Here is a 16,736-nt window from a genome sequence, read left to right on the forward strand (position 1 = left end):
TGAGCGACGAACCTTGCGGCGGGGCCGCATCGGTGCGCGATCGCGGGCGACATGCGCCCGCCCGTGGGCGTGCGCCGACCGTTCGTTCGTCCGTTTGCCTCACCGGCTGACGGGCTGCCGGCGGCACGCCCCTGCCCTGACGTTGCTCGGCGTGCGGAGGCTTAACAGCCGTGACCAAGACTTTTGTTTCCCTGATCCCACTCTTGGCGGCAACGCCGGCGCTGGCCGAAACCGGCGCGACGGACGACACGAACATCGTCGTTACCGCATCGCGTTCGGGCGATGCCATTCCGGCCGACCTGATCGGCTCCTCCATTACGGTTCTGGACAGCGAAGCACTTGAGAATCGCCAGACGCGGGTCCTGTCCGACGTCCTGCGCGACGTTCCCGGCGTCGCCGTGAATCGGACGGGTGCGATCGGCGGCCTGACCCAGATCCGCATCCGCGGTTCGGAAGGCAATCATGTGCTGGTCTTCATCGATGGCATCAAGGCGTCCGACCCGTTCCACGGGGAATTTGATTTCGGCACCCTCATCGCCGATGAAGCCGCCCGCGTCGAAGTCCTGCGCGGCCAGCAGTCGTCGCTCTATGGTTCGGATGCGATAGGCGGCGTCGTCACATATACCACGCTTTCGGGACGCGAAGCGCCCGGCTTCACCGCGCGTGTGGAGGGTGGCTCATTCGGCACGGTTTCGACGGCAGGTCGCGCTGCGGGTATTGTGGGCGATACATTCGACTACGCCCTATCCGGTAGCTATCTCACCACCGAGGGCTATCCGACCGCTCCTGCGGGAGACCGCGATCTGGGTTCCGACAGTCTCGGACTGTCGGGCAAGCTGAACTGGACGCCGACGCCGGACTTCAAGGTCACCGCCGTTGCTCGCTACAGCTATACCAAGGCCGACCTCAACGATCAGGCGATCGACGACTCCTCGCCGGTCGTGCGTGGCTATCCGGTCATCACCACAATCGATACGCCCGGCTCATACTACCGAAACAAGGCATTCTACGGCCTCGTCCGCGCGGAGTTGAGCCTGTTCGACGATGCCGTGACCACGGCGCTTTCCGGGCAACTCACCGATGCCAACCGTGACGCTTTTGCCGCCTACGGCTACAGCTACGGCAATCGCGGCCGGCGTTATCGCGGTTCGTTTGAGAACACGCTGCGCTTCGGCAACGAGCGGGTGAAGAACCGCTTCACGCTGGCCGTCGATGCAGAGCGGGAGGAGTTTCGCAACGTCGATCCTACCGGCTACGCCTTTACCGGTACGCGGCAGGTCGACACGCTGGGCTTCGTTGCTCAATACGACGTCACCGTCGATGACAGGCTGGCACTCGGCGCGTCCGCACGCATTGACGCGAACGACTATTTCCAGGATGCCTCCACCGCGCGGGTTACCGGCAGCTACCTTTTCCCGAACGGCACGCGCATTCACGCCGCCTATGGCTCGGGCGTGAAGGCGCCCACCTCCTCCGAACTCTTCGGATACGTCGACGGCCAGTACATCGGCAACCCCGACCTGCAGCCGGAACGATCGCGCGGATGGGAAGCCGGCATGGAGCAGAGACTGCTCGAAGGCGCACTGACGCTGGGCGCGACGTACTTCCACAGCCGGTTCGACAACCAGATACAGACCGTCGGCACCTCGGTCGGCGGTCAATACATCTCGACGAGCATCAACAACGATGTGGTGGCCAAACAGCGCGGCGTCGAAACCTACCTTCAGGCCCGTCTTGGCGACTGGCACGTGGACGCCAGCTACACTTATCTCAAGGCCCCGCAGGTTCTGACGGCGCTGGTCAACCCAGCACCGGCGGATGGATCGTACCAGGCGGCAGTTCCAGTCGAAACGCAGGCGGTTCGACGCCCAAAGAACGTCGCGAGCTTCAACCTGACCTACGCGCCCGAGGCCGTGCCCGTGTCGGCCACGCTGACCGTGCGCCACAACGGGCAGCAGCGCGATTACGCCTTCAACTCCATGTATCAGCGCCTGCTCGTGGACCTGAAGGCCTTTACACTGGTGAACCTGGCCGCCACCTACGACATTTCCGGGACGCTTCAGGTCTTCGGCCGCGTCGAGAACCTCTTCGACGAGGATTACCAGGAGGTCTTCACGTTCTCCACGCCAGGGCGGGCCGCCTACGGCGGCGTGCGGGTACGCCTCTGATGCGTTCTGGAGCCCTTTTCGCGGGGCTGCTCCTTGCCGCGTTGCCGGTTTCGGTCGGCAGCGCGGAACGAGCAGGTTCGTCAGCGTCGCACCGGCCCAGGCCCCTGCGGGTGATGTCGATGAACCAGTGCGCGGATCAGCTCGTGCTCGCACTGCTGCCGCCGGAGCGGATCGCTTCGGTGACCTGGCTTTCGCGCGATCCCGACGGATCGCTGATGCATCGGGAGGCGCAGAAGGTCGCGATCAACCACGGGCTTTCCGAAGAGGTCGTCCAGCAACAGCCCGATCTTGTCGTGGCGGGAGCGTTCACGACACCGGCCACCCGCATGCTGCTCAGGCGGCTCGGCTATCCGATGATCGAGGTCGCCCATGCCGACAGCTTCGATGAGATCCGGACAATAACACGGCAGGTTGCGGCGGCGGTGGGCGAAGAAGCTCGGGGGGAGGCGCTGATCGCGCGCATGGACCACCAGCTATCGCAACTCGCACGGCAGTCCGGACCCGCCATCCAGGTCGCGGCGTGGGACGGCGCCGGCTTCAATGCCAGCGAGGGTTCGCTCTACAATGCGGTGCTGGAGGCCGCCGGCGCCGTCAACGTCGCGAACCGTCCCCCGGCAAGCACCTACGGCCGCCCCGACGTCGAGGTCCTGCTGGCCGCGGCCCCTACTCTGCTCGTCAAGGGCGCGGGAACCGGGCGCCGCGCCGGCCTGCAGGACAACGTCGAGCGCCACAGGCTCGTACAGCGCTACTGGGATGGTGCGCGCACGCTGACCGTGCGCCAGTCCTACTACGTCTGCGGCACGCCCTTCGTGGCGGATGCGATCTCCGGCTTGCGCGGCGAATTGCAGGCAGCTGCCAGGCAGGTCCAGGCGCCCCTCCCCTTCGCCGCCGGAAAGACGTTGTGATGCGCTGGCTCACTCCCTCCCTGATGGTGCTGCTTCTGCTGACTGCCACGGCATCCACACTGGCCGGAACCGTGTGGCTGTCACCTCACCAGGCCTTCGCTTCGGCTTTCTCCGGAAAGGCCGATCTTGCGGGCCTGATCGTCACGGAAATACGGCTTCCACGGGTGATGCTGGCGATTGCCATCGGGGCGAGCCTCGGCTTGTCAGGCGCCGTACTGCAGGGGCTGCTCCGCAATCCGCTCGCCGAACCGGGTTTGCTCGGAATTTCCTCGGGCGCATCGCTGGGAGCGGTGGTCGCGATCTATTTCGGGTTTGTCGCTGCTCTGCCTCTGGCGGCGCCGGTGTTCGCCCTCGTCGGAGCATTCGTCGCCGCAGGCATCGTCCTGCTGCTGGCGCGGACCGGGGGTACGCTGGCGCTGATCCTGGCCGGCGTGGCGATCAGCGGGGTCTCGACGGCTCTTGTCATGCTCGCGCTCAACCTCGCGCCCAACCCTTATGCGGCCTACGAAATCATGACCTGGCTCATGGGGTCGCTGAGTGACCGCAGCTGGGACCACCTGGCACTGGCGCTGCCTTTCATCGTGCCGGGCCTTGCACTCCTGCTATCCACCGGACGTGCCCTCGACACTCTGGCACTTGGTGACGTGCAAGCCGAGAGCCTCGGCGTACCGGTCGCGCGGACGCGTCTGCTGGCCCTCGTCGGCACAGCGCTTTCGGTCGGCACCGCCACGGCCACGGCGGGCGCTATCGGGTTCGTGGGGCTGATGGCGCCGCACGTGGTGCGCCCGCTGGTCGGGTACCAGCCGGGGCGGGCGCTCGTTCCGGCCATGCTTGCCGGCGCTCTGCTGGTCACCCTGGCCGACATCGCCACCCGAACCGTCGTCCTAGCCGGTGCTCCCCTCAACATCGGCGTCTTCACGAGCCTCATCGGGACGCCGTTCTTCCTCTGGCTCGTCATGCATGTGCGGAGCCGCACCGCATGAGCGTATTGAAACTGGATCGGGTGACCGTGCTCCGGCGCGGCCGCAAGGTGCTGGACGGGAACTCCGCCACGTTTCAGGCGCACCGGGTGACGGCGGTGATCGGCCCCAATGGCGCTGGCAAGAGCACCATGCTGAATGCCGCTGCCGGCCTCCTGCAGCCGGACGCGGGGCGGGTCACGCTCGACGGAGCGGATATCAGCCGCCTCCATCGCCGGGAGCTCGCACGGCGGCGTGCCTATCTGCCGCAACGAGCGGATGTCGACTGGCCGATCACCGTCGAGCGTGTCGTTGCCCTTGGTCTTGTACCCCAGTTACCTGCCTTCGGACCTCTCCCCCAGCGCTTTCTGCCCGCCATCGAAGGGGCGCTGGCATCGTGCGACGTCGGGCATCTGCGGGAACGCCCCGCCAATGCGCTGTCGGGCGGGGAGCTCGCGCGCGTCATGTTGGCCCGCGCCTTCGTGAGCGCGCCGGAACTGCTCATCGTGGATGAGCCGACCGCCGGTCTGGACCCCCGGCATGCCATCGACGCCATGCGGCGGGTACGGGCCCGCGCCCGCGAAGGCTGCACCGTAATCGTCGCTATCCACGATCTGGACCTCGCGCTGAATCATGCCGACGACCTGGTAGCGATCCGCGACGGCGCGATCATGGCTGCCGGTCCGATCGAGAGCGCGGCGACGCCCGCGCTCCTCAGCGCTCTCTACGGCATTCCCGTGCGGCTCGTGCGCGACAACGACGGCACGACGGTCCGTTTTCTTTCTGCCGCGGAGGCTCCATGACATTTGCACCGTTCAACCTCATGGCCGAACTCGCCGCCGACCCCGCGAACGGCTGGAGCATCGGCAGCTTCGGCGCCATCGGCGAATTCATCCGGAACGAGGATGAACCGGCGGCGATCCGCCGGGGTGAGAACCTCGTCGAGATCGTCACGCCGCGTGGAGGCATGCGCATCGCTCCGCAAGCGGCGCTCCGGCCTGTCGCCTGGGATTCACTGTCTTCCGACGGCGAGAGCTGGAGCCATCACCTGGCGTTCTGCTGCGAGCGCCCGCCCACGCCCCCGCAGGTCATCCGCGACATCGGCTGCGACGGGGGTGCCCTGCGCGACGAGGACAGGAGCGCCCGCCTCTTCGACATCGGCGTGGGCACCGGCAACGTTGTCATGGCGGTACGGACGCGGGACGAAGGACTAATCGGCATTCTCGAACAGCATACGGGACGGTCGCAGGCGTCCAGCCCCGCCATCATGACGCAGATCCTGCGCGCTCAGCCGCACCGGGTCATGCTGTCCCCCGCCGGGCGTATCGAGGTGTTTCAGCCGATACCGCCGCCCGAGGGGCAATCGCCGGTCGGCCCGCACACGCACCTGCTGCTCAAGCTGGTGTCGAAGGACCGGCCGCATTCCTCGAACGTCCCGATACCCGATGGCCTGCAGTCCGCCCTTAGCGTCCATCCCCGCTCCCCCTGGCGAACCCCGCTGGGAGAGCGGCAGGACTTCATACCGGAGATAGACGCCGCCTTCTCGCCTCATCTCGACAATTTCGGCCTGCCCGAAGACCGGGCGGTGGAAGAGTGGCTGCACCGCATGCTGACCACCGGCGCCGCTCCGGAATTTGCCGCGTGGCCGAACACCCGTCGCGGGCGGGCGAAGGCACGGATCGTGCTGCGGCGGCTTGCCGCAGCCGGTGACGCGCGCGTCATCCCTTGGCGCGCGCTGAATGACCATCAACCGCTCGAAATCGAAGAAGGAGAAGCCGCTTGAGCAAAGTGCCTACCACCGTCATCACCGGGTTCCTGGGCGCAGGCAAGACCACGCTTATCCGCCACCTCCTGCAGAACGCACGCGGCAGGCGCCTCGCCCTCGTCATCAACGAGTTCGGGGACGTCGGCGTCGATGGCGAGCTCGTGAAGGGCTGCAACGACGCGGCATGTCCTGAGGAGGACATCGTGGAACTCGCCAACGGCTGCATCTGCTGCACCGTGGCCGACGATTTCCTGCCCACGATGCAGAAGCTGCTGGACCGCCCGAACCCGCCCGAGCACATCATCATCGAGACCTCGGGTCTGGCGCTTCCCAAGCCGCTGGTGAAGGCCTTTCAGTGGCCCGACATCCGCACCCGCGCGACAGTGGACGGGGTGGTCGCCCTGATCGACGCTGATGCCGTTGCCGCTGGCCGCTTCGCGACCGACGAAGCGGCGCTGGCGGCAGCGCGGGCAGCCGATCCCAGCCTCGACCACGAAAGCCCGCTCGAAGAGCTGTTCGAGGATCAGCTGGCCTGTGCCGACATGGTCGTGCTCAACAAGACCGACCTCGTCGATGCGGAGGTGCTGGCGGCGGTTCAGGACCAGATCGCGGGCGAGACGCGTCCCGGAGTGAAGATCGTGCGGGCCGATCACGGCGCCGTCGATATCGGCGCGCTGCTGGGCATAACCGCGGCGGCGGAGGACGACCTTGACACGCGTCCCTCCCACCATGACGTGGACCCCGATCACGATCACGACGACTTTGAGAGCTTCGTCGTCAAGGGCGGGGAGCCCACCGGGAGCAACGCGCTGCTTGCCGCGCTTGCCGCCTTGATCGCCGAGCACGACATCCTGCGCGTCAAGGGCATGGTCGCGGTGGAAGGTCGCCCCGCTCGCTTGGTGATCCAGGCAGTGGGCCCGCGTATCCAGCATTACTTCGACCGCGCGTGGAAGCCGGATGAAATACGGCTGTCGCAACTTGTGGTCATCGGCCAGAAGGGGCTCGACCGGGCCGCGATCAGCGCGGCGCTGGCGCCGATCCTGGCGGGTCAACCGGCAGGGGCGCAAGCCTGATGCACCTGCTGTCCGCGACCCCGGGGACCGTCTCCAACGGCGACGAAGCGATCGACCTCGACCAGAGCCCGGGCGAGATCGTGTTTCTCACGGTCGCGGACAGCGAACTCGCGTGCTTCGCCAAGGCGGCCGCGGCACTGGGCGACAGCGCGCCATCGATACGGCTCGCCAACCTGCTCCAGCTCAAGCATCCCTATTCGGTCGATCTCTATGTCGAGAAGGTCATAGCCAAGGCCCGCTTCGTCTGCGTCGTGCTTCTGGGTGGAAAATCCTACTGGCCTTATGGAGTGGACGAGATCGCCCGGACCGCGCGCGAGCACGGGATCGTCTTTGCCGCCATTGCGGATGGCCGCGAGCCGGACCCCGCGCTCGATGCGGCGTCCACCCTTCCCAAGCACATCAACGAGCGCCTGAGAGATTATCTGCGCCAGGGCGGTGTCGCCAATGCGGTCAGCTTCCTACGCCATGCTGCACGGCTGATCGGGAGGGACGCCGGCCCGCCGGATGAACCCGTCACGATCGCGGATGCGGGGCTCTATCTCGCCGGAAACGAACACCCGAGCATAGCCGATGTCCGGGCGGACTGGATCGCCGGGCGTCCGGTGGCGCTGGTGTGCTTTTACCGAGCGCTGATGATGGCCGGCACGCTTGATGCCATCGACGCGCTTGTGCGTGCGCTGATCGCGCGGGGCCTCAACGTCCTCTCCGTACATGTCCGTTCGCTGCGGGAGCCATTCGCCGTCGACTGGCTGCGCGGCGTGATCGCTGAAGCACGGCCCGACGTGATCCTGAACACGACGTCCTTCGCAGCCTCTTCCCCCGGCGAGCAGCGGCAAGCGAGCGTGCTCGAACAGGCCGACTGTCCCATCCTCCAGACCGTGTTCGCAGGCATGGACGCGGAGGACTGGAACGGCAGCGCGCGCGGGCTGGGGCCACGCGATCTCGCCATGAACGTCGCGCTTCCGGAAGTCGACGGACGGCTGTTCGCGCGCGCTGTCGCCTTCAAGGCGGCGGAACGCTTCGACGAGCGTACCCAATGCGGAATCGTGGTTCCCAAAGTCCTGCCGGGCCGCGTGGCTTTCGTCGCCGATCTTGCCGCCAACTGGGCTCTTCTGCGCCGTACTCCAGCCGCGCAGCGCCGCGTCGGGCTTGTGCTGGCGAATTATCCCAATCGTGACGGGCGGCTCGGCAACGGTGTCGGCCTCGACACTCCCGCCAGTGCTGCCGCCATCCTCGCCGCGCTCGGTGGAGCGGGATATCGGATCGACGGGGCTCCGCTGGACGGCCCGGCGCTCATGGACGTCCTGTTGGGCGGCATCACCAACGCGTCGGGCTCAGGGGCGCGCAGACGCGAGATCAGCCTGTCGCTTGAGGACTATCGCGTGCGGTTCGCCCGCCTCCCCGAAAGCGTGCGCGAAGCGGTGGTCGCGCGGTGGGGTGAGCCGAACAACGATCCGTTCTTCGGCGATGGCGCCTTCCAGCTTCCGGCGCATCGCTTCGGGCATGTCGTCGTCGCGGTGCAGCCTGCGCGCGGCTACAACATCGATCCCAAGAGCACCTACCACGATCCCGCGCTTGTACCGCCGCATGGCTATCTGGCCTTCCATTTCTGGCTGAACACTGTCTTCGCGGCGCACGCCATCGTCCACGTTGGAAAGCACGGGAACCTTGAATGGCTGCCCGGCAAGGCGCTGGCACTCTCGGATAGCTGCTTCCCGGAGATCTGCGCGGGGCCCGTCCCCCAGCTCTATCCCTTCATCGTCAACGATCCCGGCGAAGGCACCCAGGCCAAGCGCCGCATCGGGGCTGCCATCATCGACCACCTGACCCCGCCGCTGACGCGGGCGGAGAGTTACGGGCCTCTCAAGGCGCTCGAGGCGCTGGTGGACGAGTACTATCTCGCTGCCGGAATGGATCCACGCCGGATCAGTCACCTCAGGACCGAGATCCTCGCTTTGGCTCGTGCGCAGGGGCTCGATACGGATGCGGGCGCCGTGGGCGATGGCGAGGACGCGCTGGCAGCGCTCGACAATTACCTTTGCGAGCTGAAAGAACTGCAGATCCGTGACGGACTGCACGTGTTCACCCGCTCCCCAGAGGGACGCCAGCGCACCGATCTGCTCGTCGCGCTGGCCCGTACCCCTCGCGGCTATGACCATCCCGGTCAGGCGTCGCTGCTGCGCGCGATGGCGGCCGATCTGGAGCTCGACTTCGATCCGCTGGACTGCACGATGGCCACTCCGTGGTCGGGCGACAGGCCCCCCGTTCTGGCGGATATGTCGGCGTCTCCCTGGCGAACCTGCGGCGACACTATCGAGCGCCTCGAGCTGCTGGCCGCCGCCCTCGTTGAAGGAGTGGCTCCCCCCGGCCCTTCCTCGCAGGCTGTCATGTCGCGCGTCCTTGGCGACCTTGCCGCACGCGTCGATGCCTGCGGACCTGCCGAGACCGCCGCTCTCCTCGCCGGCCTCGATGGCCGTTTTGTCATGCCCGGACCGTCGGGTGCGCCCACCCGCGGCCGGCCCGAAGTGCTTCCCACAGGGCGCAACTTCTTTTCGGTCGATACCCGCGCCGTCCCCACCGCCACCGCCTGGGATCTTGGCTATCGCTCGGCACAGCTCCTTGTGGAGGATTACCTTCAGCGCGAGGGCGAATACCCCAGGGCAGTCGCGCTCTCCGCCTGGGGCACCGCGAACATGCGCACCGGCGGGGATGACATCGCGCAGGCCCTCGCACTCATGGGTGTTAGGCCACGCTGGGACTGGACCTCGGGGCGGGTCATCGGCTTTGAGATCATGACAGTGGTCGAGCTTGATCGCCCTCGGGTCGACGTCACGTTCCGCGTCTCCGGCTTCTTTCGCGATGCCTTTCCCGAGCAGATGGCGCTCCTCGACAGCGCCGCTCGCGCCGTCATGGACCTGAACGAGGGGCCTGAGGACAATCCCGCCGCCGCGCGGCACCGGGCCGAAACGGTTCATCTCATCGAAGCCGGCGACCCGTCCGAGACCGCCCGCATGCGCGCGGGGTTTCGCGTCTTTGGATCGAAGCCGGGGGCGTACGGCGCCGGGCTTCAGGCCATGATCGACGAGAAGATCTGGCACGAGCGTGCCGACCTCGCGAACGTCTACCTCGATTGGGGTAGCTATGCTTACGGGGCCGGCACCGAAGGCGATGCAGAGCGGGACCTGTTCACCCGCCGCCTCGTCCAGACGGATGCCATCGTGCAGAACCAGGACAACCGAGAGCACGACTTGCTCGACAGCGACGACTACTACCAGTTCGAGGGCGGGATCGCTGCGGCGGTGGAGCATCTCTCGGGCAGGCGGCCACAGGCGTACCACAACGATCACAGCCGTCCGGAACGGCCGGTCATCCGTACGCTCGAAGATGAGATCGGCCGCATCGTGCGTGCCCGCGTGACCAATCCCAAATGGATCGCGGGGGTCATGCGGCACGGCTACAAGGGCGCCTTCGAGATCGCCGCGTCGGTCGACTACCTCTTCGGCTTTGCCGCCACCACCCATGCCGTGCGCGACCACCATTTCGATGCGGTCTACGCGGCCTTCATAGAGGACGAGGCGGTCCGCGCCTTCATGGCCGAGGCCAATCCGGCTGCCCTGCGCGAGACGGCGGCAAGGCTCGCCGAAGCTCTGGACCGCGGCCTCTGGCAACCAAAATCCAACAGCGCGCGCATGAAGCTCGCCCAGCTTGCAGGAGAATGATCGATGGCCGAACGGACCGAGGAACAGCACGCCGCCAAGATGAAAAAGAAGCAGGCGGCGCACGACAGGATCATGGCGGCGCGGACCGCTGAAAAAGGCCTACTGATCGTCCATACAGGCAAGGGCAAGGGCAAGACCACGGCTGCGCTCGGCATGGTGCTGCGTGCTATCGGCCACGGCAAGAAGGTCGGTGTCGTCCAGTTCGTGAAAGGCGCCATGGATACCGGCGAGAAGGCGGTGTTCGGCCGGTTCCCTGAACATGTCGAATTCAGGCCAATGGGTGACGGCTTCACCTGGGACACGCAGAACCGCGCTCAGGACATCGCCTCGGCACGTGCCGCCTGGGAGGAAGTCCGGCGCATGATAGCCGACCCAACCTACGACATGGTGCTGGCGGACGAGCTCAACATCGTCCTGCGCTACGAGTACCTTCCTCTCGACGAAGTCCTGGAAGTGCTGCGTGCCAAACCTGCGGACACTCACGTCATCGTCACCGGCCGCAACGCTCCGGCGGCACTGATCGACATGGCGGACCTCGTGACGGAGATGACGCTGGTGAAGCATCCTTCTCGGGAGCAGGGCATCAAGGCCCAGGCCGGTATCGAGTTTTGACCTCTGTTGACGTTTCGACGCCTGACGACGGCCGGACATCTCCCGCTTGCGCGCTCGAAACCCTGCTGGAGTGGCGACGCGACGTCCGGCATTTTCAACGTCGACCTGTGCCGGAAGCGGAGATGGAGCAGTTGTTCGCCCTGACCCGTTTTGCGCCCTCCGTCGGCAACGCCCAGCCCTGGCGCTTCGTGCGTGTGCGCAACCCTGATCTGCGCGTCGCGCTTGCGCGGCATGTCGACGAGACCGCCATGGAGGCGGGACAGGCTTACGAGGGCGAGTGCCAGGCGTTGTACAACGCGCTCAAGCTGCATGGTGTGCGCGAAGCCCCCGAGATCGTCGCGGTCTATTCCGATGAACGGCCGTCTGCGGGACACGGCCTTGGCATCCGGACGATGCCCGAAGCTCTACGCTATTCGACCGTTCTTGCGATCCACACGCTGTGGCTCGCTGCGAGCAGCCGAGGCATCGGCCTTGGCTGGATCTCGATCCTGGAGGCGGCCGTCGTGAACCAGCTCCTCTGCACCCCGCCGGAGTGGCACTTCGTGGCCTTGCTTTGCATCGGGTACCCCGAGGAGCCCTCCGACCGGCCTGAACTGGACCGTCGCGGCTGGCAGGCGCGCGAGTGTTGGCAGGATCGCGTCAGTGAGCGTTGAGCCGCGCTTTCTCAGCCTCTGCAAGTTGGCGGGACAGGCTGCGCGCCGCATCGACGTAAGCCGGCCCGCCACAAACCGTCCACGCCTGCGGAAGGCGAATGCGCGGAATGTCCTTCAGAAGCGGGTGGTTGAGCATCTCGGTGCCCTGATCGACCACTTCGTCGCTGTCGCTTTCCACGATCAGGTAATCGGGCCGGGCCTCGATCAGTTCCTCGAGGCTGAGTTGGGCAAGTATCGGCTTATCCAGCTTCTCGGCAAGATTTGTGACGCCGCTGCGCTGCATGAGATCATCCACCAACGTCCCCGTACCCGTGAGGAAGCCACGGCGCTGGTAGTAGGCGGCGACCCTGTCGACATGCGCCATATGGATCGCAGCCAGATCGCGCTCCATCTTCGCGATCAGCGCCTCTCCACGCTCCGGATGACCCACCGCCCGGGCGACCTGCCGAATATGGACCACGATATCGGCGAAGCTCCGTGCTGTCGGGGGTTCGATTATCCGGTAACTGCCGCGCGGCAGGCCTGCCAGCATGTCCGAGCGGCGCTTGGAAGCGCCCAGCACCAGATCCGGCTCGATCGCAGCGACTTCCTCTGCACTGCCCTTGAGAATGGGCAGGCCCCTCGCCCGGGACGCCGCAGCCGACATGGCCGGATCCGGCGCATTGCGGGTCAGCCCGGCGATCTGTTCACGATCGGCCAGAGCCAGGAGGTACTGATCCGCGCACAGGTTGAGCGACACGATTCGGCTGGGTTTCCCTTCCGGCCACGCGTCGTCTTGCCCGCTCGGCCCCTTCCCGGACGGGGACGGCGACGAGCCGCAGCTTGTCAGCAGCAGCGAACCGATCAGGGCGAGTCCGGCAAGGCGCAGCGTTTCCGAGAATGGCGACATGCCATTCCCCATAATCGAGCAACCCCGGGACACAAGCGTGACGGGGTCACCAATCCAATGCGAGGTGCCTGTTTCCATGTATCGAAGACCTGACACGCGCCGCGCTATTCTTATCCCCCTGCTGGCGGTCGCGGCGACCCTGATGCTGCTGGGCTCGTTCTTGGTGGGGCCCGCCGCCATCAGCCTGACCCGGCTGTGGTCGGCGCTTCTCGGCAGCGGCGATCCTGTGGCCACTGCGATCCTGTTCGACCTTCGCCTTCCCCGCGCCATTCTCGGTCTGGCAGTCGGCGGCATGTTGGGGCTCGCGGGTGCCGTGCTGCAAGGCTACCTGCGCAATCCGCTTGCCGAACCCTCAGTCCTTGGCGCGTCCAATGCCGCGGCGCTGGGTGCCGTCGGCGCGCTTTATTTTGGCTTTTCGGATCTGCATGTCCTCGTCCTGCCCCTCATGGCTATCGGCGGGAGCATTGTGGCGCTCGCATCGCTCTTCGCCCTCGCCGGCCGTTCCCAGAGCCCGCTGTCGCTCATCCTGGCAGGCATAGCGCTCTCCACCCTGGCTGGAGCGGGCATCAGCCTTGCGCTCAATCTGTCGCCCAACCCGTTCGCAGCCATGGAAATCACGACCTGGCTGCTCGGCTCTTTGGAGAACCGGTCAATCGAGCATGTATGGCTTGCCGTGCCCTGCGTGGTTCTTGGATCGGGACTGCTGCTGCTGGACGGGCGTTCGCTGGATGCCTTGAGCCTGGGGGAGGACAGCGCGCAGGCGCTGGGCGTCAATCTGCGCCGCACCCGCATTCGCCTGCTCCTCGGCATCAGCATCGGCGTCGGCGGAGCCGTGGCGGTGTCCGGCTCGATTGGATTCGTCGGCCTCATTGTGCCTCACCTCATCCGTCCTCTCACCGATCGCAGCCCCTCGGCCATCCTGTTGCCCTCGTTCCTCGCGGGCGCAGTCCTGCTTACGGGTGCCGATACGGGCGTGAGGCTCATTCCCACCAACAACGAACTCAAGCTCGGAATCGTGACCGCCTTCCTGGGCGTGCCGGTCTTCCTTGCTCACCTTCTGAAGGAACGCCGTGTATGGTGACGATCCACCTTGACGATCTGTGCGTCTCCGTCGGACCGCGCCCGATCCTGAACAGCGTTACGGCGACATTTCCGCCCGGCATGCTCGTCGGCATCCTCGGTCCAAACGGCGCAGGCAAGACCACGCTGGTGCGGGCGCTTCTCGGCCTCCTGAAACCGGCCCGCGGGGCAGTACTTCTTGACGGGCGCCCGGTTGCAGGGCTGTCACGCCGCCAGGTCGCGCGGTCGGTCGCGTACCTGCCCCAGGGGCACACACTGCATTGGCCACTCAGCGTCGAGCGTCTGGTCGCCCTAGGCCGGCTTCCGCACCTCGCCCCTTTCTCCGCCATCTCCCCCGAAGACAGCGCCATCATCGAAGCCGCGCTGGAGCAGGCCGATGTGGCTCATCTACGGGGGCGCCTCGCGACAGAGCTGTCCGGTGGTGAACGAGCCCGTGTGATGCTCGCCCGCGCCCTCGCGGTGCAGGCCCCTGTACTCGTCGCAGACGAGCCTCTCGCATCGCTTGATCCCGGCCATCAGATCGACGTCATGGAACTGCTCGCTGCCGAGGCGCGAGCCGGCAAGCTCGTCATCGCGGTCCTGCACGATCTTACCATGGCGGCGCGGTTTTGCGATCGCCTCCTTCTTCTTGATCGTGGTGAGGTCGGCGCGCTGGGCCCGCCGCTCCACGTGCTTTCCCCGGCAAGGCTGAGATCGGTCTATGGTATCACCGCCCGGACCGACAACACCGGAAGCTGGCCGGTCATCGTACCCGAGCACCGGCTTGCCACCGGGGCATGAACGGTTCTCCGATGAGCAAGGCCGGAGCCGGAGCACCGAACTGCAGGCCATTCGGCGCAGCGGTTGCAGCCTGGGCGGCCGCAGTGCGTTTGCCTTGCCATGGCAGGAGAACAGATGCGCCCGGCATCCGGGCAGGGAAAGCTCGAGAAGAGCGCGGCGAAACTTGAGGAAAGCGCGGACCAGCAGGTCGACAGCGCCGACCGCCGGACCGAGTTGGCGGCAGACCGGACCGTGCTCGCCGCTGAACGGACCTATGCGGCCTGGGTGCGGACCGGGGTTGCGGCCCTCGCCTCGGGTGTCGGAGCCGGCGCCCTACTCGAGGGCGTGGTCCCGCAGGGGCTGGCGCTGGCCACCGGGAGCCTTCTCATCCTGTTCAGCGGCTTCTGCTTCTTCGTCGCCGTCCGGCGAGAGATGATCCGTGTTGCCCCACCAACGCCTGACACCCCGCGGCTGCCGCCCGCCATCCTCATCGCGGTGAACGGATTTCTCATGCTGGTCAGCCTTGCCGCTCTCGTAGGCGTCTGGCTGCGCTGACGCTGCCCCTTAGGCGTGCGGACTTCGGTCAGAACGGGAAAAATACGGGGATCGCGATCACACCTACGACCCAGGTGATGAGGTTTAGCGGCACTCCCACGCGTACGAAATCCATGTACCTGTATCCTCCAATCTGGAAAACGAGCACGTTGGTCTGGTAGCCAAACGGGGTCGCGAATGCGGCGCTGGCGGCCATCATTACCGCGACGAGGAACGGGCGCGGCGCCACGCCAAGGCTTTCCGCCAATGCGACCGCCACCGGCGTGAGCAGGACCGCCACCGCCGCGTTCGAGAGGAACTCCGTGATGAAAAGTGTCGCGCCATAGAGGATGGCAAGGGCGACGAGTGGTCCGAACGGCTCGATGAAGTCGATCAGAAGCGCCGTCCCCGTTGCCGCAAGCCCGGTGATCTCGATCGACAGGCCGACCACCACCATTCCAGCGATCAGGAGCAGCACCTCGGGGCGAAGACCGGCATAGGCCTCCTCGGGGCTGATCACCTTCAACAGTATCAGCAGCACAGCCCCTGCGAATGCCGCTGCGGCGATTGAAGTAACCCCGATTGCGGCCGAGACCACCACCCCCAGAAAAACCGCCAGCGAGATGAGCGCCTTCTTTGGATCGAAGGCCTTGTCGACGGCGAAAAGTTCCGCATCGCCTAACATACCGTCGCCAGTCTGCTCGTGCAGGTGAGGCGACGTTGATTGTCCGTTGTCGTCGCTGTGAGTCAGCAAGCGTCCGCCGACCAGGAAGAGATACAGCGCCCCGGCTGCCGCGATGATGAGGCCGACGGGTGTTATCTCGAAGACGCTGAATACCGGCTGCCCTGCGTTGCGGGCCATGTCGTTGACGAGCAGGTTGGTGGAGGTGCCGATCAGGGTGCAGGCACCGCCCAGGATGGTAATGTAGCTGAGCGGGATCAGGAATCGCTTTGGTGACAACTGCAGCGATGTGGCGACATCCTTCACCACTGGCGCCGCAAGCACGACGATGGGGGTGTTGTTCAGCACCGCCGATGCCGCTCCGCACATCGCCAGCACTATCCACAGTCCTGCACTGCCCAGACGAGTACACATTCGGGTTGCCTGGCGGATCAGCAGGCCGAGGAGCCCGGACAGCTCGATCGCATAGGCGATGATGAAGAGGCAGGCGAGGGCGATGATGGCCGGGCTTGCAAAGGCTCCCTGCACTTCCACCGGGCGTACCACCCCGGTCAGCATCAACGATGCAGCGGCCGTCAGCGCAGCCACTTCCGCGCGCAATTTGCCGTGGATCAGCACGCCCACGACGGCAACGAGGACGACCAGCGCCAGGATTTGGTTGAAACTCATTGTGCGGGCAAACCTTGCCCTCGGCACAACGTCAAGCTTTAAGGGCGCAGCGCTCCCATTATGCCAGCCTGGATGCTACTGCCCGACGATGCTTCACCTCAAACCAGCAACGATCTCCCGCCTCCGGGCCGCGTCAAGCACGCTGACGACGGCGATTGCCGCTTGCATTCTCGCGGGCTGCGGACAGGAAGCGGCTGATCCCTCCGCCAGGAAGGTTCAGGATGATTCCCCTGCTTTGCAGGAGAAGCCGGTCGGTTCCGTCGTGCCGG

General features: G+C 66.1%; 14 protein-coding genes. 12 read left to right on the plus strand and 2 right to left on the minus strand.

Features of this window, described 5'->3' with window-relative positions:
• The first annotated feature begins 170 nt into the window (after window positions 1-170).
• The 9 genes from QOL62_RS04290 (at window position 171) to bluB (ending at window position 11,854) form a co-directional block, all read left to right on the plus strand.
• Entirely contained in the window at window positions 171-2,168 is a 1,998-nt protein-coding gene (locus tag QOL62_RS04290) for a TonB-dependent receptor (protein ID WP_283405313.1), read from the plus strand.
• The gene (locus QOL62_RS04295; RefSeq protein WP_283405314.1) at window positions 2,168-3,073 is read left to right on the plus strand and encodes an ABC transporter substrate-binding protein; all 906 of its coding nucleotides are present in this window, start codon (window positions 2,168-2,170) and stop codon (window positions 3,071-3,073) included. The genes QOL62_RS04290 and QOL62_RS04295 overlap by 1 nt, the downstream gene beginning before the upstream one ends.
• Window positions 3,073-4,056, plus strand: a complete 984-nt coding sequence (locus QOL62_RS04300; protein WP_283405315.1) for a FecCD family ABC transporter permease — start codon at window positions 3,073-3,075, stop codon at window positions 4,054-4,056. Before QOL62_RS04295 ends, QOL62_RS04300 begins: the two co-directional genes overlap by 1 nt.
• Window positions 4,053-4,835, plus strand: coding sequence for an ABC transporter ATP-binding protein (locus tag QOL62_RS04305; RefSeq protein WP_283405316.1), 783 nt, complete (start codon window positions 4,053-4,055; stop codon window positions 4,833-4,835). The genes QOL62_RS04300 and QOL62_RS04305 overlap by 4 nt, the downstream gene beginning before the upstream one ends.
• A complete protein-coding gene (locus QOL62_RS04310) occupies window positions 4,832-5,815 on the plus strand; it encodes a DUF6925 family protein (RefSeq protein ID WP_283405317.1) in 984 nt (327 codons plus the stop codon). Before QOL62_RS04305 ends, QOL62_RS04310 begins: the two co-directional genes overlap by 4 nt.
• The gene (gene cobW, locus QOL62_RS04315; protein WP_283405318.1) at window positions 5,812-6,870 is read left to right on the plus strand and encodes a cobalamin biosynthesis protein CobW; all 1,059 of its coding nucleotides are present in this window, start codon (window positions 5,812-5,814) and stop codon (window positions 6,868-6,870) included. Before QOL62_RS04310 ends, cobW begins: the two co-directional genes overlap by 4 nt.
• On the plus strand, window positions 6,870-10,589 hold the full coding sequence (gene cobN, locus QOL62_RS04320; protein WP_283405319.1) for a cobaltochelatase subunit CobN: 3,720 nt from the start codon (window positions 6,870-6,872) through the stop codon (window positions 10,587-10,589). Before cobW ends, cobN begins: the two co-directional genes overlap by 1 nt.
• Before the next feature lie 3 nt (window positions 10,590-10,592).
• The gene (gene cobO, locus QOL62_RS04325) at window positions 10,593-11,201 is read left to right on the plus strand and encodes a cob(I)yrinic acid a,c-diamide adenosyltransferase (RefSeq protein ID WP_283405320.1); all 609 of its coding nucleotides are present in this window, start codon (window positions 10,593-10,595) and stop codon (window positions 11,199-11,201) included.
• Between the two features lie 62 nt (window positions 11,202-11,263).
• The gene (gene bluB, locus QOL62_RS04330) at window positions 11,264-11,854 is read left to right on the plus strand and encodes a 5,6-dimethylbenzimidazole synthase (RefSeq protein ID WP_103729870.1); all 591 of its coding nucleotides are present in this window, start codon (window positions 11,264-11,266) and stop codon (window positions 11,852-11,854) included.
• On the opposite strand, the gene QOL62_RS04335 is transcribed toward bluB, so the two are convergent.
• Complete coding sequence (locus QOL62_RS04335; protein ID WP_283405321.1) at window positions 11,841-12,743, minus strand: ABC transporter substrate-binding protein; 903 nt, start codon at window positions 12,741-12,743, stop codon at window positions 11,841-11,843. The two genes, bluB and QOL62_RS04335, sit on opposite strands and share 14 nt — an antisense overlap.
• Window positions 12,744-12,819: 76 nt before the next feature.
• Between QOL62_RS04335 and QOL62_RS04340 the strand changes: the two genes are divergently transcribed.
• From QOL62_RS04340 to QOL62_RS04350, 3 genes are all read left to right on the plus strand, one after another.
• Window positions 12,820-13,824 carry a FecCD family ABC transporter permease gene (locus tag QOL62_RS04340; protein WP_379511631.1) on the plus strand — a complete coding sequence of 335 codons (1,005 nt, stop codon included), beginning with the start codon at window positions 12,820-12,822 and terminating at the stop codon, window positions 13,822-13,824.
• Entirely contained in the window at window positions 13,818-14,603 is a 786-nt protein-coding gene (locus QOL62_RS04345) for an ABC transporter ATP-binding protein (RefSeq protein ID WP_283405322.1), read from the plus strand. Before QOL62_RS04340 ends, QOL62_RS04345 begins: the two co-directional genes overlap by 7 nt.
• 99 nt (window positions 14,604-14,702) lie before the next feature.
• The gene (locus QOL62_RS04350; protein WP_283405323.1) at window positions 14,703-15,137 is read left to right on the plus strand and encodes a YidH family protein; all 435 of its coding nucleotides are present in this window, start codon (window positions 14,703-14,705) and stop codon (window positions 15,135-15,137) included.
• 28 nt (window positions 15,138-15,165) lie between these two features.
• Here QOL62_RS04350 and QOL62_RS04355 read toward each other — a convergent pair whose 3' ends face one another.
• The gene (locus tag QOL62_RS04355; RefSeq protein WP_283405324.1) at window positions 15,166-16,467 is read right to left on the minus strand and encodes an SLC13 family permease; all 1,302 of its coding nucleotides are present in this window, start codon (window positions 16,465-16,467) and stop codon (window positions 15,166-15,168) included.
• Between the last annotated feature and the right edge of the window lie 269 nt (window positions 16,468-16,736).

This window comes from Novosphingobium panipatense (genome assembly GCF_900182875.1).
GTDB lineage: Bacteria > Pseudomonadota > Alphaproteobacteria > Sphingomonadales > Sphingomonadaceae > Novosphingobium > Novosphingobium panipatense.